Here is a 23,611-nt window from a genome sequence, read left to right as displayed (position 1 = left end):
CTCATGCGCATCGCGGAGATGTCTTAGCAGGGCTGAGCGTGGAACCCGGTGTGAGCAATCTTGGCTAAGTCATTGAGGATCGACCGAGGCTCTCGGGTCAGGTCCAGCGGGTGGTGGACTACGTCGATGCTGGTATGGCGGATCCGATGACGTGACGGTGCCTTGCCTTGGGCGTAGATGAGCCAGCCGGTGGGGAGATCGAGCGCCGTGCAATAGGCAAGCATCTGGTAAGCATCGGCGTTGGGGTATCGCGAGCTGGGTCCTTCGAGCTTGTACTTGGCGTCGAAGACCGCGACCGGTCGCTGGTTGACGAGGTGGACGACGTCGGGCCTGATCGGGATGCTGCGGTCGATGTCGAGGTGATCCTGGTACTGGCCAGCGCTGTGACCGGGGTACGGGGCGAGGGCTTCGCGTAGCGCGGTAGTAACGAAGTCTTCAAACACTTTGGCCATGTTGACCACGAAAGCCGCGATCGTGAGGTCGCCAGGGCCGGGTTCGGCGGACTGGTATAGCAGGATGATCTGGGCGAGGCGCAGCGCGGCGGTGTAGCGCTCGTTGAGCCGGCTGGGTCGCCATGACGGCAGCGGCGTCCCGGCGGGGAGGATGTGGACACCATCGAGCCGGCCGTCGAGGTGATTGATTCGTGCGAGCGCGCCGGAGGGCAGCCGAGGCACGGTTGCCATCCGGCGTAGGGCGGTTCGGAGGATCCGGTTCTCGGCGATGTCCGTGGCGTATTCGTCGTAGCGAACCTCGATGGGCAGGAGCATGCCGGGGCGGCGGGTGAACTGGTCGGCGAACCGGATGCGGCCTCGGACCAGAGGTAGCGCCTCGTCGACGGAGACGTAGCCTTGTAGGACACCGGGGGCCAGGGCACGTTCGGCCTGCCGGATCAGTGATTCGGCCAGGGCCGGCCACAGGTCCGGTTCTGCGGTGGCGGTGACGTCCTCAGGGCGAAATCCCGGGTCGAGGGCGTAGCCGAGCAGGAACAGCAGCCGGGTGATGCCGGTCTTGGGTCGTACGTGGACGTCGAGGCCACCGATGCGGACGGCGCCGACCTTGCCGGTGGGCAGCAGGTGCCACCAGTCGTCGCCTTCGGGGCGAACCTCGACGAGCCCGGTGCTGCTGAGCGCGGCGGCGATTCCGTCGTCGAGACGCCGCCGTGTCCCCCTGCTGTCGAGTTCGTCGAGGACGATGGGCGGTTCGCTCATGGTGCGGGCTCGGGCGGGTCGGCTGGTGGGGGTATTGGTGTGATGCGGGCCCGGATGGCGGCCAGTCCGAACCGGTTGCGGATCTGGGCGCGGTTGAGCCGGCCGTAGTAATGCTCCTCCAGCAGCGGCATCAAGTCGTATCGCCAGACGCGTTCGAGGGCGGCGTCGGTGTCGAGGCCGGGCCGCATCAGGTAGGACGGGCCGATTTTGAAGTCGTGGTCCTGTTCGTCGTCGATGCTGTCGTTGAGGGCGGCGAGCAGCGCGGCGCGTTGGTCGTCGTGCCGGTCGTTGGCGGTTAGCCAGTTGCTGAGGACGTTGCGGACCGGGGGTTCGTCGGGGTGGAGCTCGATGAAGGCGAACCGGCGCCGGATCGCGGCGTCCACCAGGGAGATCGACCGGTCGGCGGTGTTCATGGTGCCGATGATGAACACGTTGGGCGGAAGGTTGAATGCCTCGGACGGGGAGTATTGCAGCCGTACGGTGGCGTGGCGGTACTCCAGCAGGAAGTACAGCTCACCGAAGACTTTGGCCAGGTTCGCCCGGTTGATCTCGTCGACGATCAGGACGTATGACTGGTCGGGGTTGTTGCGGGCTTCGGCGGCGATCTCGCGTAGCGGGCCGGGTGTCTTGGCGAAGCTGACCGTGCCGGGGTCAGCGCCTTCGACCGGGCGGAAACCTTCGAAGAAGTCCTCGTACGCGTACGAGGGGTGGAACTGCACCAGGCGCACTGCGTCGCGGTCGGCGACGTGGGCCGCGAGTGCTCGCGCGAGGTAGGTCTTGCCGGTGCCTGGGGGGCCATAGAGGACGATCTGGGATCGGTCCTGCCATATCTCGATCAGGTCCTGTAGCCAGGGTCGGTCGATGTGCAGCCGGGCGGCGAGCGCCTCGGTCGCCGCGGTCAGTTTCGGCACGGTGAGCGGTGCCGGCTGCGAACGCGCGGCCGTGTCCGGTTCCGGCGTGGTCTCGCTGTCGGCGTCGGCGCCGATCAGAGTGGTGAGAACGTCCAGAGCGCCGGTCAGGTCGACCACGGTGCCTTGCTGGTCCAGTTCGGCGGGAAGTGGTGCGGGCAGCGTCTCTACGCTGATCGGGTCGTGGGTCAGCCATGCCGCGGATCTGCGTAGGCGAGCGCCGCTGTCGTCCGGGCTGTACTCCGCGTCGCCGTCGAGGATCGCGCCGTACAGGTGATCGTCGAGCAGAGTGACCACGATGTCATCGGCGGCCATCTGCGATAGGAATGCGTGGTACTCGGTAGCCAGGCTCATCCGCTGGGCGTAGTCCAGGTGCTGATAACCGGCTTCCACCGCGGCCCGGACCTCGGCGCGGGACGCGCCGGGTGTCATCTCGCCCAGGTGGGTCGCGGCCAGCGAAACAAACGACTCCGCTCGCCATCTGCCCACCAGGTCAGAGCCGCCTTGCCGAGGCCGTACCAGCCACGCCCGGCGTTCCCCGGGCGGCCGATCAGCCTGCTTCCGCCATTGCGCGGCGAACGGCGGTCGGTAGTAGTCGACCGGCTGTCCCGTCTCCTGCTCGATCCGGGTCGTGATGGCGAACAGGTCCCGGTTGAGGTCACCGGAGGACCGTTCGCCCTGGCCGAGGAAGGTGTCTCGGATTGCCTTCTTGTCGGCGATGCTCAGGATCGGCAGGAAGTGTGTCGGGAACGCGAGATACAGCAGTTCCTCGCGTAGTGATGGCATGAAACGGTGCTGGTAGACGGCGTCTTGCCAGGTCCACGGGTCGGCAAGCGCATCGGTTTGCTGCGGTTGCGGCATCTGCCACCAGTTGCCAAGGAAGTTGACCGCGTCGACCAGCCACTTCCACAGCATGGTGTGTGCGCCGGTGCCGCCGTTCCAGGTGCCCTGGGCGAACGCAGCCCGCACATGCTCCGGGATGCTGACAGGCTCACGCATCCAGCTCAGCACCTCGACGACCCGTCCGTGCAGTGTCGCGGCGGTCAGGTTGAGCAGCGGTAACCCTTGCAGTGTGAGTAGTTCCGCCGCGAGCTGGATGGCATTGTCAGGCGCGCCGTCGAGCTGACGGCGGAGCTTAGCCAGGAACTGATCCTTGCTCGCGTCGGGTCGCTCGTTGTAGTGGCAGTGTAATTCGGCCGTGGTCTCTGCGTTCCAGACTCGCCGATCCGGGGTGAACAACGACCGGCCCTGGAGCAGGCCTAACTCCAGCAGCTCCCGCCCGACCTTGCGGACAAGGTCGTCCGGCCGCGCCGGCGTAATCAGCCCAGGCTCGCTCATCCGAGCGTTTCCTTCCGGGCCGGGTGGCGGATACCGGCGCCGGGTGGCGGATCAAGGGTCGTGACGTACGGAACGCCGGTCACGGTGGCCTCCTGCATGGCGTCGAAGATCTCCAGGATCATGCGTTTGGTGCGGTATTCGCCGTACGCCTTCTCGTCGCGCTCGCGCACCACCTTGAAGGTGTTCATGATGTAGTCGACGTCGTCACGGGTTACGGCGTAGAGGTGGAAGTATGCGGCGTCAAGCTCCGCCCGCAGCGTGGTCCGCCGGGCACGATCCCACACGAACGGCGGCCCGTCGTCACCTAGCTCGACGGCATAGCCTTCCATGTCGTATGCGGTGTAGCTCAGTTCCAGGACCCGAGGCGTGATCCATTGGGTCAGGCTGACTGGACCTGACCATGGGGTGTCCCGTTCGTATGTCTCTGGGGGCAGCACCGGCAACTGCTTGACGATGAAGTAGCCCATGCCGGCGCCGGAGAGCTTCTGCCGGGCAACGAAGTCGAGGACGAACGAACTCATATTGGCTTGAAGCCCAGAGACAGGATTGACGCGTGACAGCGCGAGCAAGTACTTGTTATTCACCGCAGTGCGAGGAATCACAGTTGTGATGAGGGTGCGTTCGTCGACGCTGCGGGCGATGTCGCGCCAGCCGAGAAGCCAGTCGTACGGCCAACCGGGTTTTGCTCGCTCGGGGTCGCCGGCGAGCTTCTCTTCAACCAGGGATTCGGGTACCCAGTAACGGGGTTGGGCGCCGAGGGACGAGTCGTTGTGTGCGGCGTCGTCGAGTCGTGGCAAGGTGCCCTTGTTTAGCTGTTCCTGTGTGGCGCCGTCGTAGGTAGAGAATCGGTGGTCGTAGTGGTGAGCCATCTTGGCTTCGTAGAGCGGTAGCAGGGTTTCGTGGCCGCGCTGCCAGCGGTTTCCTGTGCGCTGCCAGCCGTCCGCTTCTGCCTTCTCGTCGTCGATGAAGTGTTTCGAGTCGTTGGACATATGCAGCATCGCCATGAACGACAGTTCCCAGGGGTTGTCCTCGTCTTCGCCGGTCTTCCAGAGCACGGGGGTGCGCCGGTAGATGTCGATGGTGATCTCGGCGTCGCGGCGGGATACGAAGACAGGACAGGTGCCGGTGTTCGGGTTCAGGAGCATGATCTCGTCGGGTGTCATGACGTATGAGCGTTCGGGGATCTGGGCGGCATGCCGCGCCCGGAATGCGAGCGTTGCCTGCCCGGACGGCCTGCCGGAGAGTGCGAGCAGCGCGAATCGGTACTGGTTGTGCACGCTCGGGAAGACTTTGTCTTCGTTTTCGAAGTCGTACAGAGTGACGAGGCTGCGTTGCTCGATGATGTCGCGGAAATACCGCTGGGTGGTCGAGTCGGTGGCGATGCCGGTGGGGACGATGATGCCGAGTCGGCCGCGGGGGTTCATGACGGCGCGCGCGGATTCGGCGAAGATCGCGTAGGTGTTGATGTCGCCGGTGGCGGTCAGCGGGTAACGGCCCGACTCGCGGATTAGGGCGCTGGCCCCGTCGGAGGTTCGCAGGGCCGCGGTCCATTCCTGGTGGAGCGTCTGGTCGGCGGTGCTGTCGGAGGTGCGCAGTGCGGCGATGAGTTTCTTGCGGGCCGCAGCGGTGGCGGCGGCGGCGATGCCGGGGTGGCGGGCGGCGAAGAACTCCTTCTCCTGAAGCTTGATCCGTTCCCAGGGCGGGTTACCGAGGATGCAGGAGAACCCGCCGTCCCAGCCCCGCGCAGTGGTCTCGATGGTGGTCTGGTCGACCTGGAAGATCTCGGGGAATTCGAGGTGCCAGTGGAAGAACCGGTACTGCGCGGCGAGGTGCTGGGCGTACCCGGTGAATTGGTCGTTGGTCGTGTCGAGAGGGCTGGCGGCGATAGCGCGCATGACTGCGTTGGTGGGTGGTTCGGGCACCGGGTAGTCGGTGCCGGGGACACGGGCGGGCATCGGCCAGACGAATGCGGCGCACCAGGCGTCGGCGTGGCGGTGTTTGGCCTGGTAGGCGTCTGACTGTTCGTGCTTCTCCCAGCGGGCGGCTTGGGCGCGGATCGCGTTGACGTCATCGGGCAGGTCGAGCAGCGCGGCTCGTTGCGCGGCGAGTTCGGCGTTCGAGACGTCCGGCCCGTTGCTGAAGACGAAGGCGTCCTGAGCGTAGCCGCGTGCGGTGCCGGGCTGGATGGAGACTGTGACGGTGGCTTGCGCCTTGTTGTTCTTGCGGACGGCGGCGGCGGTCGCCTTGTCGTCGCCTTCGAGCTCTTTGAAAGCGCCGTCGGGAACATCTCCGTGCAGGAGAGCCGGGGTGGCGCCGAGCAGGGAGTTGCCGATGCGGATGCGGGCGTCAAGGAAGCCAAGAGGCTTGCCTGGTTCGAGGGCTTCCATCCAGAGCGAGACTTTGGCGAGTTCGGCCGCGAGGTCGTTGAGGTCGACGCCGTAGATGCATTTGCCGGCGACTTCGCGTAGCGCGTGCTGGACCTGGGCGGGCGTGGGTTCGTCGTCGCCGGAGCGGACCTGGGCGAGCCTGCGGGCGATGCGGCGAGCTGCGGCGACGAGGAAGTGTCCGGAGCCGCAGGCGGGATCGCAGACGGTCAGGGCGAGCAGCCGGGTTTCCGCGTCGGCGGGATTGGCTGCGCCGGTGACGGCCTCGTCGAGCAGCGGGTCGAGGGCAGTGTCGAGCAGGGCGGAGACGAGGCTGGGCGGAGTGTAGTAGGAGCCGGTGGTCTTGCGGTCGTTGCCGGAAATGGTGACGAGTCGGAACGCGCGGTCGGTGAGGTCGAGGCGAGGGACGAGTTCGAGCAGCGATTCGTAGACGCTGCCGAGTTCCTCGGCGCCGAGGTTGCGATAGTCGACGGGTTGGATTCGTTGTCCGGGCAGCGCAACCCAAGCGAGTTTGCGGATGGCAGTGAGCAGATCTTCGTTGGTGAGTTCGCAGCTGAGCAGCGGGTCGACGGCCAGGCCGTTGAGGGTGGGCAGGTGCGGGTCGGGGTCGAACAGGCCGGCGAGGGCGGGTAGTCCGAGGCCGGGGTGCCCATCGCCGCCGAGGGCCCGAAGCACGAGGCGCTGGGCGTGCCAGAGGTCGAGATGAGGGCTGCCGGCGCGGCTGCGGGACAGCCGGCGCAGGCGGGCGGTGGAGAAGTATTGCTGGTATCGGTCGCGGGCTTGGGTGGCGGCGTCGGGGTGCAGGAGGGCGTTTCGGTCTTCGGCGACGAAGCAGAACAGCAGCCGGTAGACGAGGCGTAGCAGCGCGCGGTGGTATTGGGCGGTGCTGAGGTTTCCGTCGCGGAGGGCGGTGGTCAGCGGCTGGTTGGCGGGGTGGCGGATGAAGCCGGTGCCGAGTGCGGCGATGGCGTCGGCGACGCCATCGCGGAGCCGTTCGAGTAGCCGGGTGCCGGCGTCGGCGGCTTCGCCGCGCCAGATTTCGAGCCAGCAGCCTGCCGGTGTGGTGGTACCGGTGTCGTCGGGGCGTTGCTCGAGGCGGGAGACGTGGCAGAGCTGCCAGAGCAGCAGGAATTCCGGGTACAGCTCGCCGTCGAAAATGGTTTCTAGGTCGAATTCGAGGTAGGCGGATCCGGCGAGGGCGGTGGAGTCGCGCAGCAGTCGCAGGCGTAGCCCGTTGGACAGGACGCCCCACAGGTGGTCGTCGCTGCGGTTGAGTAGCTCTTGCAGCATGGCCTGTGGGGCGCGGGCTGCGCCGGGCAGGTCGGGGTTGCGGTGGTTGAGGTCGGCGGTGGGGCCGAGCAGGTGAATGGGCACGTGTTGCCAGGCGTGACTGACCGGGTAGTTGCGGTCGTCGATGGTGTAGCCGCTGGGGAGGGCGGGGACCTGGCCGTAGCCGAGTTCGCGGAGCAGAACGAGCAGCCATCGTTGCTGGGCGGCGGTCGTGCCGTGGGCTCCGGGTGCCTGGGTGGCGGTGTGTTCGCGCCAGGCGGTCCAGGCGCTGCGCAGGTAGGACCAGGCGCGGCTGGCGGCGTCGCGGACGGTCTCTCGTCCGATGAGGTGGTAGGAGGCCGGGGTGAGGCCGGCCGGATTCTTGAGTTCTCCGGCTTGGATGCGGGCGAGTAGGCCCGGTGGGACGACACCGCCGACGGTATGGATGGCCTGGAGTCCGGGACTGCTCACGCGGTTGCTCCCGTCTTCGTGGGTGCCGGTCGGTAGAGGTAGACGCCGAGGATGTCGACCGGCAGTTGGGGTTCGACGGCGAGGCCCCGGATACCGAGCGCTCCGGCGCGGTCGCCTCGGGCGGCGGTGCGGACCCGGACGTGTGCGTCTCGTAGAGAATCGGCGAGGTCGTGGGCGATCTGGTCGAGGTGGCCCGTGATGGCGGGCAGGGCGGAGAGGATTCCGGTCATGATGTTGCGGGCGATGTCGGGGCTGAGGTTGTGGTCGGGGCGGGCGGCGAGCAGGGTTTCGACGGCCTGAGGAGTGAGCCAGTGGGGTTTCGATGGCGTGCCGGTGAAGGCGAGTGGGCGGGCTTCCTCGGCGACCTGGGTGTGCGGACCGTAGCGGCCAGGAAGGGTGAGGTTGGCGCGTACGCGGGTCAGTAGCAGCACAGTCGGGATGGTGACGGCATCGGTGACGATCACCCCACACCGCCGGGCAGGCCGCGCGTCGGCCGGCAGAGCGGAATCGAGCGCGGCGTCGAGGACGTAGCGGGCGATGCCGGCCGAAGTGCTGTCGGTGCGAGCCAGGACGGCAGCGCCCCGAGGGGCGGGAAGGTCCCGGTGGAACGGCATCGCCTTGGCGGGTTGGCCGAGGGCGTCGCGCAGGCCGACGGTCAGGCCGGTGGGTTCGACAGTGAATCCGTACGGCTCGCGGGTGAGGATGCCGCCGCACTCCTGTAGGGCGGTGGCGACGAACCCGGCTACGTCGTCGGGGCTGCCGAGGGCGGCCCGCATGGCCTCGACCTCGCGGCGTACTTCGTCGGGGCGGATGGTGTGGTGGGCGTAGCGGCTGCGACTGCGGCGTTCTGCCTCGGCGCTGCTCTGCCAGTCGAATTCGAGTTGCCGGGTTTCGGGCACGTCGAATTCGAGGGTCTCCTGGACGTAGGTGGCGCCGCGTTTCATGACCCCGTCCAGCAGTGCGGTGAGGACCTGGTCACTGGTGGCCGGGACAGGGACGCTGATTCCGAGGTCGCGGCGGATCGCCTCGTGCTTGCGGATCAGGACTTCCATGACGAGTCGGTCGATGACGTTGTCGGCGCCGTAGAGCGTGACCGCGCGGACGATGTCGCGAGGCTGGCCGAACCGGTCGACGCGGCCTTCGCGCTGTTCGTGGCGGGTCGGGTTCCAGGCCAGGTCGTAGTGGACCACGGCCTGGAAGTCGTGTTGCAGGTTGACACCCTCGGAGAGGCAGTCGGTGGCGACGAGGATCTTGTTGGCGGTGCCGGCCCGGTCGGCGAGGTCCCGGACCCGGGCGGCGCGGTCCTCCGGGGGCAGCTCACCGGTGACCACCTCGACGACGGCTTTCGGGAATGCCTCCTTGAGGTGGTCAGCGAGGTAATGGGCGGTCGGGATAAACCGGCAGAACACGATCGGGTGGAAACTGTCCTTCAGTAGCCGTTTCACGGTGACGGTGACCAGCGCCAGTTTGGTGTCCAGGCTGTTACGCCGTTCGGCGTCGGGCTCCTGCGCGATGGCCAGGGCCTGGCTGCGCAGGTCGTTCAGCCGGTCCGCGGTACTGCCGGCACTGCCGGGGCTGTCGTCGACGACTGCTCCGGGTATAGCGTCGGCGACGTCGAGCGCGTCATCGTTCATCAGGTCGAGCACCAGGGCGGCACCGGTGGCGTCAGCCGCCTGTTCCGTGCTGGCGCCGGCGGACGCGGCCCGGGTGGTGAGGGTGGCCGCCGCCGCGGCGGGTGAGGAGGCGAGCGCGCGCAGCAGCGACAGGGCGGACCACCATCGGATGCGTTGCTGCACGCGGCTGCCGCTGTGGTCGGTAATCTGTCCCTGGACGTAGCCGAGGACGTTGTCAAGCAGGGTGCGGTATTGCGGCGACAGCTCGTAGGTGCGTTCGTCGGTGGCCCGGTCCGAGGGAAATTTCGTGTCGGCGCCGAGGTATTCGCGGATGTCAGCGCGGCGGCGCTGCACCATGCGGGACGCCAGAACGCGCCGGCCGGTCTCGCCGGCCAGATCGATGTCGCGCAGGGCGGGGTCGAGTAGCCCGATCAGGTTGCGGAACGTTTCTTCCTTGCCGCTATGCGGGGTCGCCGTTACCAGAATCAGGTGGCGGTGAGCGTCGGCGGCGAGATCTTTCAGCAGCCGGTACCGCTGGGTGCGGCCCCGGCCTCCGGCCCCGGTCTCGTCGCTGACGCAGGCGTGTGCCTCGTCCACGATGACCAGTTCCGGTGCGGCTCGCAGGAAGTCGTCGCGGCGCATGTCCGATTTGATGTAGTCGGTGGAAACGATCGTGTAGGGATATCGCTCGAAGATTGACTGCCCGTACTCCAGGCCGCGTTCCAGGCGGCGGACGGTGCCGGGCAACACCGGCTCGGCCGCGATCCCGAACTTCGCCTGCAACTCCGACTGCCACTGCTCGGCGAGGCTGGGTGGGCACAGCACGGTCATCCGGCGGGCGCTGCCCTGCGCGACGAGTTCGGCGGCGACCAGGGCAGCCTCCACGGTTTTTCCGATGCCGACGTCGTCGGCGATCAGCAGCCGGGTGGTCTCCTGCCGCAACGCGAGCAGCAACGGCACGAGCTGGTACGGGCGCGGGTCTACCGCGAGCGAGGCGATGCTGCGGAACGGGCCACCGCTGGCCCGGAATCCGATCCGCAGCGCATCGCGAAGCAGGCGGGCGCTGCGGTCGTCGCCGAGATCGGTGGCGTCCGGTGTCGAGAAGGTGGCGTGCGTGATGCCTTCTTCGACGAACACTCCCGCGATGTCGGCGTCACCCCCGGCGAGCGGCCTCAGGATCAGAAAGTCGGTGTCGCTGCCGGGCAGCACCACCCACTCCCGGCCGCGGGCGCTGACTAGCGAGCCGATCGGGAAGCTGTGCTGCGCGGGCAGGGAGGTGGCGGTCATTGGGTGGGCTCGCCGAAGACGCCCGGGTTTGCGCGTACGACGCCGAGTACATCGTCGTTCGCGTTGATGTGGATCACGTTCCAGCCTCCGAAGATCAGGGGTTCGGTGTCCCGGCTGCTGTGTCCCTCATAGTCGACGAGGACAACGGTGGGCACGGCGGCGTTCGGGTAGACCCAATCGGCCTTGATGCCTTCGATCTCCACGTCGGTCTGGCTGGGCATCACATAACCGTGCTCGCGTAGCAGGAGCAGCAGTCTGCCGCGCGTCCCGGACTCGTCCGCATGTGCCTCGGGGACGTCTGCGGCTCGTCCGGCGGACGGGCGTTCGTCAACCGGGTGGGTGCTCGCTTCAGCGAGGCGTTGCAGGGCCGAGACGATGAGCCGACGGTCGATCTGCTCGTGTACGAGCTGGTTGCCGTACGACAGCAGGCATCGGTAGCAACCACGTACACAAGCATCGCCTTTCTCGGCCCCAGTGGCGGGGTCGACGTGGATGATCTGCAAGGCCTCGACGGCGATACGCCGCAGAGCGTCCGGTTCCGATTGCAACCTGCGCAGCACCCCGGCGCCGCCCTCGGCCGCCTCGACCAGCAAAACCCGGCCACGGTCGTCGGCGTCCGGCAGCAGCTCGCTAGACAGCTCGACGTCCTCCAACTGGAATACCGCCTCGATGCCCCGCTCGACGGCGTACTGCAAGGTGATTGCTTCCTCGTCGCTGACCGGCTCGGCCCACCGCAGCACCATGATGTTGCGGCGATCCTCCACGTACGGCGTGATAAGTGCTTTGCGGTTGACGTCCTCGAAGCCGGCTTCCATTTCCTCATCGGACGGGTCGGCCTCGGCGGTGCCTTCCTTCTCCGAAAGCCAGCGCCCTTTCACCAGATCGAGCCAGAAACCGTGGGTGTCCTTGTTCTTGCGGGCGCGGCGGCCGAGGTTGGTCACCCGGATCTCGGCGGCGTCGCCGTACGCCATCGACGCCACCGGCATCATGTCGGCGGTGAGCACTTCGGCCACGAGTCGTCCTGGCCGCCCGCCGCGCGGCATGAACCGGTAGGTGGTCCGCAACTCGAACCCGATCCGGTTGCGTTCCTCCTCGTCCGCGCTGATCCGTTCCCGCCGCCGGGTGATCACCGTCTGCATCTGCAACAGATCCCGCCACGTGGTGCCGAGCCGCTGCCCGCAGCTCTCGCAGACGTCGACACCGACCTGGCGGGGATGGTGATAGCCGCACGCGTCACACACCCGGGCCGAGGTGCGGACGACCTCGCCGCTGCCTTGATCGTCGCCACCGCGTGGCAGGCTGATCCTGGTCACCTGATAGCGGGCGCCTTCGTGATAGATCAGCGCCCCCGGCCCGAACTCGGAGACTGCGAGGAACCGGGGCCGTTGCAACCAGGTGTTTCCTCGGCCGCGGTTACCGGGCACGTACGCCGCAAGCGGCAGCCGCGGGAACGAATACCCGGGCAGGAATCCCTCCGACGCGAGGTATCGGTAGGTGTAGAAGTCGCTCTGCCCGGCGTCGTCGGATTGATTCAATAGCAGCTCGATACGCTGACGTGCCTCCCGATAGCGCTGGTCGGCGTCTTCACGGACCTGCCGGGAGACCGTCGCATCGGCGGCCAACTCCGTCGCCGCCTGCCGTTCGGCATCGGCCGTGGTGTAAAGATCCCGCCACCGGCCGCACGCCGCGTCGAAGGTGTCGAACGCTGCGTCGATCACCTCACCGACCCAGTCCGCCGACCACCAGGCAGACTCCTCGAGCGCCGGGTGGAGCGGACGCAGCAACTCCTGCGCGGAATGCCGGGCCGCCGTCGCAACCTCCGGCAGCCGCAGCTTCGCAGCCAGTTCCGGGCGGACCGGCTGTCGCGGCAGGTCCAGTGCCAGTACCTCAGCCATCGACCGGTCCAACCGCACGCCGGTCTCGGCCATCCACACAGCGTGCACGTGGGAGCGGATCAGGTCCTCGTTTGCCAGGTCCAGTCGGGGCGCTTGGACTTGCCCGGACACCATCAGATGGGAACGCTCGAAATAGTACGAGTCGTGGCTGTTGCCGCTGGCACAGTATGTGACGACCAGCGCTGGCTGCCCCGACCGCCCCGCCCGGCCGCTGCGCTGCGCATAATTGGCGGGCGTGGGCGGCACGTTGCGCATCCCGACCGCGTTCAGCGACGAGATGTCGACACCGAGTTCCATCGTCGGCGAGCAGAACAGCAGCGGCAGCGCTGTCCCTTCCCGGAACTGCTGCTCCCGTTCCTCCCGAACCTCCTGACGCACCTGCGCGGTGTGCTCGGCCGCCCGTAGCCCAGCGAGCTGTGAACCCACATCTAGGTAGAGGTCGCGGAAGAACGGCACCACCCTCGGGCGTTGATCGGCCTCGAACCGGCGCCGAACAGGGTCCGGAGCGCCCGCCGTGCCGTCACCGGCCCGCAACAGCATCGCCGACGACTTCATCCGGTACGCCGTCTCACCCCGTTCGACGATCTTCGTTAGCACCCCGTGCTTCTCCAGCAGCTTCATCAGGGCCGCGATGACGTCATCGGCCACCGCCGGCGACAACTGCTGCCCGAACCTGTCCTTATGCCTCAGCCACCGGCCAAAGCTGCCCAGCCCCGACAGGAACAGGGAATGGCGGGGCCGGTACTGCCCGCCCCTGCCTGGGATGGCCAGCCCGATCACCGGATCCGGTTCGGTCTCAGGCACGGTCCACAGCCCGGTCAGGTGCTCGCGGCTCAACCTGCGCAGCCGGTCCACGAACTCCGGCGTCAGTGCCTCCGCATCAACGGCCAGCACCCGCCGCATCTCGTCAAGCAGCACCCGCATGACCTCGTACCGCTGGCCCGGCTCTGCCTCGACCAGCAGCTTGTGCGTGCCGTCCCACTCCTCGTCAATCTCGGACAGCGGCGCCAGCAACGGGTAATCGATCACGAGCAGACCCGACTGCTCCAGGTTAGGCAACGTAACCCGCCAGCCGCGCTGGATGTCGCGCAGCACCCGGAACTCGACCACCGCGCGCAGGGCGCGTTGCGCAGTACGCAGATCCAGCGACTTCGGCGCCAACGCGAAGTCAGACGGGTGCAACCCCAGCCGCCGGGTTACCTCGACGCCGATGTCGAGCGGGTCCAGACCGTCTTCGCTGGCTGCCGCAGCCCGATACAGCGCCGCACGCAACTGCACCACCAGCGCGAAATCGTTGAAGTGCCCCGCCTGCAAGCTGGCATCCTGGCGGTTGTCGACGAACGTCAGCAGCTTGCGGGCGTCCATACCCAGCGCGGCTTCCGGCTGCCCCCGCAGCGCCCGCACGACGCTGGCGGCCACCACCGTCATCGCGCTGCTGCGGCCCTCCCGATCAAGGGTGACGAGCTTGCCGAACTCGTTGCTGCGGACCTGCTCGTACGACACCCCACAGCGCAGGCAGAACCGGAACGCACCCGGCATCCACGCCGCGATCACCCCGTCGGCCTCACCGGCGGCATCCGCCAGCTCAGCGGTGCCGTCGGCTGCCGCCCGATACCGGATCGGCATGTCACGCCGCCTCGCCGGCACGATCTCGTGCCCGGTGCCATCAGCCCCCAGCCACGACGCCGGCAGACGGCCCGCCGCCACCGGATCGGCCGGCCACTCCCGATCCGCCGACACGAACAGATAGCCGTCATCGCGGTCGGTGATCCGCAAGCCGTGCCGGGCCCTGAACACCGCCGTCTTCAACTGACTCTGCCGCCGGACAATCAGATACTCCTGGCCGCACTCACGGCAGAACGCCAACGGATACAACCGCCGCTCCGGACTGCCGGGCAACACGACCTGGAACGTCGTCTCGATCTCCCTGGACGCGACAGACTCCAGGGTGGAGTACACCGTGCCGCCCTTGGACAGGAACTGATGCAACCGGAAAGCGAACAACGGCCGGCCAGTGTCCTCGTCCCGCGCCCGCGACCCCGCCAGGAGCGTCGCCCGGATAGCGGTGGCGCACTCGGAATCCGGACGGTCGGTGAGTCCGGCAAGCTCCGTCGCCGCATCGTTCACCTTCATCGGCGTCTGCCGTACCAGACGACCGCTCTCCGGCTCAGGCCGTACCCCGAAGTTGTCCTCGATCCACGACGCCAGGGGATCCGAACCGAGCCGCTCGTACCCGGCGTGTAACACCGGATCGTCGGACTCGGCATCGCCGCGAGTGGCAACCGCTGCCGCCAGTGCCTCCGGCGACGCGTTGCGGGTGGTGGTCGCCCTCACCAACGTCTCAGTGATCACATGATCCGGGATGACCGGCGTTCCGAAGATCCGGGATGCCACGTCGGCCACCTCGACCTGCTGCTGGGCAACCGTGTCCGCGTTGGCCATCGTCGCCGACGTCCCCACGCACTGCAATGACTGCCCTGCACCGCACGCATCACGTACCCGGCGGACCAGCATCGCCACGTCCGCGCCCTGCCGGCCCCGATAGGTGTGCAACTCGTCCAGTACCAGAAACCGCAGGCCGTGTGCCGCCTCGACCAGCGGGCGCCGTTCATCCGGCCGGGTCAGCACGAGTTCCAGCATCACGTAGTTCGTGAGCAGGATGTCCGGTGGGTTCCGCAGGATCGCTCTACGCTCATCCTCGGTCTCTTGGCCGGTGTACCTGGCGAACGTGACCGGCGGCCGGGCGTCGTACCCGAACTCCAGGAACTTGCGCATCTCCTCCCGCTGACTGTTCGCCAGCGCGTTCATCGGGTACACCACGATCGCCCGGACGCCCTGCCCGGATCCCTCCCGCAGGACCCGATCCACGATCGGCAACATGTACGCCAGCGACTTACCTGATCCAGTGCCGGTGGTCAGCACATATGACGACCCAGTACTGGCTACGCGCACCGCGTCACTCTGATGCCGATGCAAGGTGATCGGCGCAAGACCCGTGTCGTCCGGGGCCTTTTTCACCCGGAAGATCCGTGCGCACTCCTGGTGCAGCAAGCCCTCACGAACGAGGTCGTCAACACGGCCTCCGGACTCGAAAGACGGATTCAACGACGACCACGGCGCGGGCCACTGCGCACCCCGCGCGCTCTCTTCTTCCACGCGAGCCCGGATCCGCCCGTCGTGGATGTCTACGAAGCCCTCGCTGAAGGTGCGGTAATCCTCGATCAGCCGACGATGAACCTCGAACGCGTCCAAGACTTGCCTTCCGCCCGCTTCGATGCCCACAACTCATTGGATCAGACATCACACCACGGCAGCGGCAAAGCGTCGCCAAGGGTAAGCACGCGATTCGTCTATCGCTACCTCAGCCGTACGGCTGAGCTGAGTTAGCGTCGGGGCGTTCTGTGATTGAGGCCTGGTTCAGGCCGAACGAGCCCGCGAATGCCCACTCTTCCCAGCTGCGGTGTGGCCGGACTCGGTAGTGCCAGTGGTCTGTTGCCTTCTCGGCAGCCACCGGCGTCGAAAGGCCGCACCCAATTGGGCCGCCGCCGATCTCGTCGTGGAGGGCGGTCGAAGCTGACGTGTCAGCGTATGACGGCGAAGAACAACAGCAGGAGCAGGAAGCCGAACCAGAAGTTCCAGATGGAGTTGAGCCGGTAGTGGCTCTTGACCTTTGTTCCGTCTTTGCGGGTGTGGGCCTTCACGAACGGCATCGGCAGCGATCCTCCGAGGGTTCACACATCACGATCACAAATAGATGCTTGCCACTCTCCAGGGAGCATCCTGCCATCCGCGGCGGTTGCGGCGTTACGGCCGGAACCTGATCGTCTTTGTTGGCACATCGAGTGCTAATACTGCAGGTTCCCGCCCTCCGCGGTGGCCGGCGACCGGCTGGCAGCCCACCGTGCGCGCCCGAAGTGTCGTACCGGCGATCTACCGTGCGTCTGCGAGATACCCGTACGCGAAGTCGAGGTCTACCGGCGCCGCCACTGGTAGGCAGTCATCTGCCACGGCCGCTCCCTCTCAGCGCACCCACACCACACCTCGACAAGCCGTCGCTGGCGAACCCCTGAAGGCGAACGGCGATTCTCGATCCACCGCTGTGCCGGGAAGGCCGCTAGCTTCGCAGTGCCGTCCGGCCGCCTGGGTCCAGCCGGCTGGCTCAGTCCCCGGTAGGGCGGATTGTGAACTCGGCCCGCGGTTCAGCCTCGGCGGCGGCGAGCATGGTCTTCTCCTCGGGCGTGAGATGGATACGGCACGACTCGATCGGCGTCGGATAGTTGATCGCGTCGGCCTGGCACGGTTGCCCCGCCCGGGTGGGCCTGCTACAGATCGGCACTCGTTTGCGTTGCTCGCGCCGAAAGGCGTGGACCTGTTCGTCGAGCAGTTCGTTCTGCTTGCGCAGCTTCGCGATGGTCTCCCGGAGCTGGCTCATCTCGTTCTGAAGACGCTGGTACTCCTCGCCGCGGGCGCGACGGACCCGACGCTTGGACGCTCCACTGCAGCGGTCATCCGGTGCGGCACCGCACTGCAGGCACGGCCAGTCCAGGTCCGGATCCTCAACGGTCACGATGCCTTGCGGCAGCGTCCGCGTGTTGAAGCCGCGACCGAGTTCGGCGCTGGAGAACACCGTCTCGCCGAAACACACCCGGCGGAAGCCGCCTTGCGGGCCGACAACCCATTCGCTGACCGGCCCGTAAACCTCGACGGCTTCCTCAACGGTCAGGAGGTGGGTGTAAGCGATCGGGCCCGAGCCGCCGTACAAGGTGCCGAGGACGGGTTCGCCGACCGTCAATCAGGCGACCGGCTCGCCGCAGTACCCATCCCAGGCCACCGGCCGGCCCTCTCGGTGCGGTTGCGGTCCATCGTCGTTCGCCATGCCGGAACCCCCGGGTCCAACGGTCAACTGAGATCGATCGACGCCGGATTCGAGCGTGGAGTGCCTCGCGTCAGGCTCATCGAAATTTGGCACCCCGCGTACGTGGGAGGGAGTCGGCCATCGTTCTGCACCACGTCGAAGCCAACCGCTATGCAGGAGGAAGAGGCTCAGCATGATAATCAGCCCAAGAGGCACCAGGTCCCGTTGCTACCAACGTCAGCCAAACGCCCTCATCCGCCTTCCGAGACTATGCTCAGGACGACAAAATACACTAAATTCGACTAAAATTGCTGGCCGCAGGCGCTTCAGCTTCTGCTTAAAGGGACGACTGTGCGACACTCGTGGGAGAGCGGAGCAACCAACTGGACAGGGCTGCGAAGTCGGAGATGGTGTGACGTACGTCGCGCGACAGCGGCCGGACTTTTTGGATACCTGCGTAAAGGTGGCCTGGTCTGGAAACGCGAGATGGCGTAACGAAGATGGCAGCCGTATTTACGAATATGATCGGCTCCACGGGCATGTCGAGGCGTACAGCAAGCGAGGTCGCCACGTAGGTGTTCTGGATGCACAAACTGGGCGAACTATTGGTGATGCAGTACCTGGAAGGAGGATCGATGTCTAACGCGCCACGCCGTGACTTCGTGACGGCCTGCCTTTCGGGGGAAGCGTTCGAAGATGAAATTGACGACTGGGTAGATGCTTGGCATGACCATGACGGGGCGCCCAACGGAAGTGCCGTGCCGTTGCGTGACTACCTGGGGATGAACAAGGCCGAGTATTCCTTGTGGGTTGAGCAGCCTCGTTCTTTGCGCTTCATCATTACCGCGCACCGGCGTGGGATTGATGTGAGTGCGCTTCTGGCCGGAAAATCAGAGCTTGCTCTCGCGGCTCGATCTTCGAGCGACCAGGACGAACTCGCTAAAGTTGTTCGATGGCTGGTCGATTCAGGTCAGATGACCCCTAACAATTGAGGATAGGCCGATAGATGTCTAGCCGTTATACGGCTCCAGACTTGGCTGCCCGACGTCTTGCTGCGCGACTTGTCGAAAAGAAAGATCTCGTTCCGCCTGTGGATATCAGGAGGATGCTTCAAGAATATGCTGAAGTAATCGAGACCTCATGGCCGTACTCCAGTGTGGATGCCTTGGTTAGCGGTATCGGAAGCGGTTCTCGTCCTCGCGTTTTTCTTCGACGAGAAGCGCATCGTCGTCGCCAACTCTTCACCATGGCGCACGAGCTCGGGCATATCCTGATCCCCTGGCACGTCGGCTCCGACGCATGTCAACCAGCCTACGACGTTGTTGGACTCCCTTCGTACGGCCAAGAAGAACAAGCCGACATCTTCGCCGGCGGAGTTATGCTTCCGGACCGGTGGGTCGGACATCTTTTGCGTACTCATGGCCAGGATATGGATTCACTCCTGAATGAGTCGCAGGCGGCAGGGCTGAGTGCCATTGCCACAGTCCTCGGACTGCGGCGTAACCTCTTTGCGGGGTGGGTCTTCATCGTCCACGGGCCGGAAAATGATCGACTGGTTTGTACCCCAGGGACAAACGTCCTGGACTATGCGACGAACCGTGCCGACCTTCGGGGTGATGCGCTGGATTTCGGAGTTGTCGAATTAAACGGGCGGCGGGTTTCCTGGTATCGCCTCTATGAGGTCGCGGATATGCCGAAGTTGGACGGCGATCAGCGCACGAATACAGAAGTCTTGAGGACTGTCCTTCAAGACGTTGCCGGTGATCCGCAAACTGCGCAGAAGTTAGAGCAAAGAATAAATGGAAAAATTGGGGGAATTCTCCGGGATTCTGCCGGCAGGTCGCCGCATGAAATGTTCACAGCGTTAGAATATCGGTTCGCCCAAGACGGATATGAGCACCTACTGGCTTATCCGGATTTTCGTGCTTGGCTCGCCCGTAAAGCCAGGGATGTTAACTCTGGAAATACCAAACGCCGACGGCTCGAGTCTAAATGAAGATACGGATTAGATGCGTTCTTCACGCGTTCACACGCTTCGGTGCCGGGTCATGGTAGAGGGGCCTGGACAGCGTTGAGGACGTTGGTCCGTCGGTGACCGCCCAGCTGTCAGGGGTGTTGCGACACGGTGTCCCGCTCCAGTGTGCCGTTGGCTCTTTGCCCTGAGCGGCGCTGATTGGAGCGGGGTCTACGCTGTGTGATGGCGTCGCGTGGTGATCCTGTGGTGATCGGATGTCGGCGACCGTTTCAGCATGGGCGCGACTGAATCAGCACGCGGAGCCTGCGGCCATCGGCGTGCGAGGCACGTCAAATATGCACTCGGCCCCGACCGGCAGAAACGCAAAGCTGCTCTGAGCTGGTAGTTCGTCTTTGGTACGGCTCTGAGCCCGGGGGTAGCAGAGTGTAATGGTGACCACTAGGCGCCTGACTACGGATCAGAAGGTTAGGGGTTCGAGTCCCTTAGGGCGCACAGGATTTAGTCGGGTCTGAACTGCGGAAACGCGGGTCAGGCCCTTCTTGTTGTCCGGCCTTTGTGGGCGTTGGGTGTCACGAGGGTGTCATCACTTTCCGTGACAATGCGAGTGTCGGCGGGCTCGGGACGCTGCGCCCGGCGGCGTTTGTGGGTCGCCTTCGACGACGGTGCGCTGGCGTTCGACGAACAGCAGCCCCCGGTCGAGGTCGACGGCCGCCCATCGCAGGCCGCAGACCTCACCACGGCGCAGGCCACGCAGAGCGTTCAGTCCGATGTGGTCCGGCGGCGGTCGGATGCGGCGACTTCCTCGGTGCTGCTGACGGTCCACCGTTCGATGCGGCTGTCATAGAGGATGATGCTGCCGTCGTGCAGGACGATCCGGTCGCGATAGCCCTCGGGGTCGGCCGCGGTCGTGGCGTCCTGGTCGTACTCCGCCAGAGCGGGGATGACCTCCGCGAGCAGGATCGTCATCGTCATGGTGGGTTCGTCGAATGCGCGGTTGAGTGTTTCGGCGATGCCGGTGCCGGTGGCGGTGGCGGTGGCGCTCATGTGCGGACCTTTCCTGGTACGGCCGGGAGTGGGTTGACCTGTCAGTGAAGGCGCGGGTGAAAGGTCACGCCCGCTTCCCTGACTGCATCGTGCGGCACGCCGCGGCAAGGGGCGTGATGCCCCGCGAGCACGAACAGCTGAGGGCGGCCAGGAGCGCCACCTATGTTCGCCGCTTCACCCGGGCCCGTCGGCTGGCGGGGTGTTGATGGCGCGGCGGGCGTTCGGCTCTGCGGAGGGCTTGATGGTCGGGACCTGCAGATTCGGCCGATCTTCGGTGACACGGCCGAAGCCTTCATTGCTCGCCGAGAAAATCTATGGTGACGGGACTAGACATTCTTGCGAGGGCCGGTTAGTGTTTCTCTCGTTGACAGCAGAGATCGTTGAAGACGCAGACGAAGACCGAGCGTCAAGCAGGGCCCGGATCCTTTTCGTGGCTCGCTCGGCACGGCGGTGGCACAGCATCACCGCATGCATTTCAGTAAGGCAGTTGCACGACAAGACCTTGACGTAATTCCAGGTCAGGGCAGACGCAGGTGGGGCCGAGGCAGGTTCAGGGCTCGACCTGATGCAGGAAGATCCGCCGTACGTGTGCGGGGCCGTGAAGTTTGCGTGGGGCTCCGACACCGGCAGCTAGTACGACAGCACCACAGGAAATGGAAGCAGAGGAAAGGGAGGGACGAGCACCGTTGGATCGCCCGCCGTCAGAACTGTTCTCTGGTTCTGTGGTGGACACCGCAGTCTCCATCGAACGTGAGGTGGTCTCCGGTCACGCTTATGCGATCCTCGCACCGCAATCCGCGACAGGCGGCAGGTGCGGAAAAGGCAAGCCGACGAACACGTCGGTAGATGGTGTTGTGAACCCATAACCCTGGGCCCCGGCGCTTCCCGCGCCGGGGCCCTCGTCATAGGAAGGTGCGTGTGGATGGCCCAACCCGATGACGTGCTTGACGACGAGCACTACCCCGCCTACACGATGGGCCGCGCCGCGGAGATGACCGGCGCCTCGCAGGATTTCCTGCGCCGCCTGGAGAAGGCGAGACTATTCACCCCGTCCCGGTCGGCCGGAGGTCACCGCCGCTACTCGCGTTACCACCTGCTTCTCGCCGCACGCGTCCGCGAGATGGTCGGCCAAGGCGTCGCACTGGAAGCTGCCTGCCGGATCGTCGTCCTTGAGGACCAGCTCCAGGAAGCTCTTCAACGCAACCGGAGCCAACCGCACCGACAGCAGGCGGAAGCCGCCTGAGCCGATCTCCTGCACGGTCCTTCTCCGATCATGAGAAGGACCGTTTCGCATGGCGCGTGTTCCCCTGGCCGGACGTACCACCGGCTGAGCGGCTGTTCAGGCGGCGGTGGTGCGCAGCGCGATGGCTATGCCGATGCAGTGGGCGGCGAACGCTGCGATGGTCAGGGCGTGAAAGACCTCGTGGAAACCGAACCAGCGGGGATGAGGTCGGCGAGCAGCACCTCGATGCGGGTCTTGATCTCGTCGCGGATCGGACGGACCGATTCGACGCCCTTGCCGGCCGGATCTTCGAGTTTCCAGTCCTCGTACCGCTTGCCGGGGAAGATCGGGCAGGCGTCACCGCAGCCCATGGTGATGATGACGTCGGAGGACTGGGCGGTCTCCCACTCCAGTTTCTTGGGGGTCTGGCCGGTGATGTCGATGCCGACCTCGCGCATGGCCTCGACGGCGGACGGGTTGATCTTGTCGCCGGGTTCGGAGCCGGCCGAGCGGACCTCGACCTTGTCGCCGGCGAGGTGGCGCAGCCAGCCGGCGGCCATCTGGGAGCGGCCGGCGTTGTGGACGCAGACGAACAGGACGCTGGGCTTGGTGTCGCTCATGAGCTCGGTCTTCCTTCGCAAGGCTGGGTGATGGCGGGTGGAGAGGTCAGGCGGTGCGGGCGTCGTCAGCCGGGTGTTCGACAACGACCTGGTCCGCGGTCTGACCGACGGTGGGGTAGAGCGCCAGGAGTAAGCCGACACCGACGATCAGGCCGGCGAGTTGGGCGATGATGAAGCCGGGTACGGAGGCCGGGGCGATGCCGGCGAAGGTGTCGGTGAAGGCCCGCCCGATGGTGACGGCCGGGTTCGCGAAGCTGGTGCTGCTGGTGAACCAGTAGGCGGCGCCGATGTACGCGCCGACAGCGGCCGGGGCGACCGCGGCGCGCCCTGACCTGGCGAGGGCGAAGATCAGCAGGAGCAGGCCGACGACCGCGACGCTCTCGGCGAGCCACAGATTCCCGGCAGCGCGCTCCTTGGTCGAAAACGTGACCGGGGCCAGGTCGAACATCAGGTTCGCCAGGATGGAGCCGGCGATCGCCCCGAAAGCTTGCGCGAGTCCGTATCCGCCCAGGTCCTTCAGGGTGAGCCCGGTTCTGGTGCGGCGTCCGAGGAACCAGTCGGCTGCGGAGACGACGGGGTTGAAGTGGGCGCCGGAGACCGGGCCGAAGGTCAGGATCAGCGCGCCGAGCGCGAACGCGGTGGCGACCGAGTTTTCGAGCAGCTGCAGGCCGACATCGTTCGGGGACAGCGTGGTGGCCATGATGCCGGAGCCGACGACGGCAGTGACCAGCAGCGCGGTGCCGAGGAACTCGGCGAGCAGTCGCCGCCACAGGGTGTTCTGGTGCATGAGGATGTGACTCCGGGATCGTGGGCGGGGCGGTTGGTCAGCCGGCCGGGGTGGCGATCCGCTCGATGCGGTCGGCCAGGTCGGTGTAGGCGGCCTCGAACGCCTCGTCGGTGTCGACGCGGGCCGGGTCCGGCACCGACCAGTGCAGGTCGGGCCGGGCGGGGCCGGTGAGGTCTTCGTGGGCGTTGTCGCAGACCGCGATGATCAGGTCGCCGTCGCCGACCACGTCGTCGACGTGGTTGGTGCCGGCCGGGTCGAGAGCGAGACCGTGCTCGTGCGCCACCCGGACCGCGCGGGGATGCACTCGCGGGGCGGGATGGGTGCCGGCCGAGGTGACGCTCCCGCCGATGCGGTCGCGCCAGAGGGCGGCGGCGAGCTGGGAGCGGGCGGAGTTGTGGGTGCAGACGAACACCACGCGTTCCGCGGTGTCCAGGCGCGGTGCGGTAAGCGTGGACAGCACTCCGGGGACCAGGCGCAGGTAGGTGCGGCGCCGGTCGCCTTCGGACCGGGTCCGCACCAGCAGGCCGGCGTCCTGCAGCACCTTCACATGGTGGGCGACCAGGTTCGTCGGCATGCCCAGGTTCACCGAGATTTCGCCGGGGGAGGCGTCGCCGAGGGTGAGCGCGTCAACGATGGCGAGGCGGGCGGGGTCACCAAGGGCGGCATGGACCCGGGCGCGCACCGCCAGCGAAGAAGATTCAGCGTTCATTGACTCAATCATGGCTGAGGCATTTT

At 66.3% G+C, this 23,611-nt stretch carries 15 protein-coding genes; 4 read left to right on the top strand and 11 right to left on the bottom strand.

Going from position 1 to position 23,611, the window contains the following annotated elements:
* Positions 1–23 precede the first annotated feature (23 nt).
* From ACQP2E_RS37810 to ACQP2E_RS37780, 7 genes are all read right to left on the bottom strand, one after another.
* Positions 24–1,208, bottom strand: a complete 1,185-nt coding sequence (locus ACQP2E_RS37810; RefSeq protein WP_433827722.1) for an McrC family protein — start codon at positions 1,206–1,208, stop codon at positions 24–26.
* Positions 1,205–3,454 carry an McrB family protein gene (locus ACQP2E_RS37805; protein ID WP_433827721.1) on the bottom strand — a complete coding sequence of 750 codons (2,250 nt, stop codon included), beginning with the start codon at positions 3,452–3,454 and terminating at the stop codon, positions 1,205–1,207. The genes ACQP2E_RS37810 and ACQP2E_RS37805 overlap by 4 nt, the downstream gene beginning before the upstream one ends.
* A complete protein-coding gene (locus ACQP2E_RS37800) occupies positions 3,451–7,578 on the bottom strand; it encodes an Eco57I restriction-modification methylase domain-containing protein (protein WP_433827720.1) in 4,128 nt (1,375 codons plus the stop codon). The genes ACQP2E_RS37805 and ACQP2E_RS37800 overlap by 4 nt, the downstream gene beginning before the upstream one ends.
* Positions 7,575–10,478 carry a helicase-related protein gene (locus ACQP2E_RS37795; RefSeq protein WP_433827719.1) on the bottom strand — a complete coding sequence of 968 codons (2,904 nt, stop codon included), beginning with the start codon at positions 10,476–10,478 and terminating at the stop codon, positions 7,575–7,577. Before ACQP2E_RS37795 ends, ACQP2E_RS37800 begins: the two co-directional genes overlap by 4 nt.
* Complete coding sequence (locus tag ACQP2E_RS37790) at positions 10,475–15,625, bottom strand: DEAD/DEAH box helicase (RefSeq protein WP_433827718.1); 5,151 nt, start codon at positions 15,623–15,625, stop codon at positions 10,475–10,477. Before ACQP2E_RS37790 ends, ACQP2E_RS37795 begins: the two co-directional genes overlap by 4 nt.
* 329 nt (positions 15,626–15,954) lie before the next feature.
* Positions 15,955–16,083, bottom strand: a complete 129-nt coding sequence (locus tag ACQP2E_RS37785; protein WP_433827717.1) for a hypothetical protein — start codon at positions 16,081–16,083, stop codon at positions 15,955–15,957.
* Positions 16,084–16,532: 449 nt separating this feature from the next.
* Positions 16,533–17,165, bottom strand: a complete 633-nt coding sequence (locus ACQP2E_RS37780; protein ID WP_433827716.1) for a hypothetical protein — start codon at positions 17,163–17,165, stop codon at positions 16,533–16,535.
* A 256-nt stretch (positions 17,166–17,421) separates the two neighbouring features.
* On the opposite strand from ACQP2E_RS37780, the gene ACQP2E_RS37775 reads away from it, so the two are divergent.
* From ACQP2E_RS37775 to ACQP2E_RS37765, 3 genes are read left to right on the top strand one after another with little or no spacing between them, the layout of a single operon-like run.
* The gene (locus ACQP2E_RS37775; protein WP_433827715.1) at positions 17,422–17,871 is read left to right on the top strand and encodes a colicin E3/pyocin S6 family cytotoxin; all 450 of its coding nucleotides are present in this window, start codon (positions 17,422–17,424) and stop codon (positions 17,869–17,871) included.
* On the top strand, positions 17,813–18,220 hold the full coding sequence (locus ACQP2E_RS37770) for a hypothetical protein (protein WP_433834290.1): 408 nt from the start codon (positions 17,813–17,815) through the stop codon (positions 18,218–18,220). The genes ACQP2E_RS37775 and ACQP2E_RS37770 overlap by 59 nt, the downstream gene beginning before the upstream one ends.
* Before the next feature lie 14 nt (positions 18,221–18,234).
* Positions 18,235–19,224: an ImmA/IrrE family metallo-endopeptidase gene (locus ACQP2E_RS37765; RefSeq protein WP_433827714.1), complete on the top strand. Its 990-nt coding sequence runs from the start codon at positions 18,235–18,237 to the stop codon at positions 19,222–19,224.
* 738 nt (positions 19,225–19,962) lie between these two features.
* Here the strand turns inward: ACQP2E_RS37765 and ACQP2E_RS37760 are convergent.
* Positions 19,963–20,247 (bottom strand): hypothetical protein, encoded by a 285-nt coding sequence (locus tag ACQP2E_RS37760; protein WP_433827713.1) that lies wholly within the window; start codon positions 20,245–20,247, stop codon positions 19,963–19,965.
* 922 nt (positions 20,248–21,169) lie between these two features.
* On the opposite strand from ACQP2E_RS37760, the gene ACQP2E_RS37755 reads away from it, so the two are divergent.
* Positions 21,170–21,490 (top strand): helix-turn-helix domain-containing protein, encoded by a 321-nt coding sequence (locus tag ACQP2E_RS37755; RefSeq protein WP_433827712.1) that lies wholly within the window; start codon positions 21,170–21,172, stop codon positions 21,488–21,490.
* 161 nt (positions 21,491–21,651) lie between these two features.
* Here ACQP2E_RS37755 and ACQP2E_RS37750 read toward each other — a convergent pair whose 3' ends face one another.
* From ACQP2E_RS37750 to ACQP2E_RS37740, 3 genes are read right to left on the bottom strand one after another with little or no spacing between them, the layout of a single operon-like run.
* Positions 21,652–22,089 carry an arsenate reductase ArsC gene (locus ACQP2E_RS37750; RefSeq protein ID WP_433827711.1) on the bottom strand — a complete coding sequence of 146 codons (438 nt, stop codon included), beginning with the start codon at positions 22,087–22,089 and terminating at the stop codon, positions 21,652–21,654.
* A 46-nt stretch (positions 22,090–22,135) separates the two neighbouring features.
* The gene (locus ACQP2E_RS37745) at positions 22,136–22,876 is read right to left on the bottom strand and encodes an aquaporin (protein ID WP_433827710.1); all 741 of its coding nucleotides are present in this window, start codon (positions 22,874–22,876) and stop codon (positions 22,136–22,138) included.
* A gap of 37 nt (positions 22,877–22,913) precedes the next feature.
* Positions 22,914–23,585: a helix-turn-helix domain-containing protein gene (locus tag ACQP2E_RS37740; RefSeq protein WP_433827709.1), complete on the bottom strand. Its 672-nt coding sequence runs from the start codon at positions 23,583–23,585 to the stop codon at positions 22,914–22,916.
* Between the last annotated feature and the right edge of the window lie 26 nt (positions 23,586–23,611).

This window comes from Actinoplanes sp. CA-015351 (assembly GCF_050955685.1).
Lineage (GTDB): Bacteria > Actinomycetota > Actinomycetes > Mycobacteriales > Micromonosporaceae > Actinoplanes.
The sequence above is the reverse complement of the archived record's forward strand: the minus strand, read 5'-3'. Positions and strand labels throughout refer to the sequence as shown.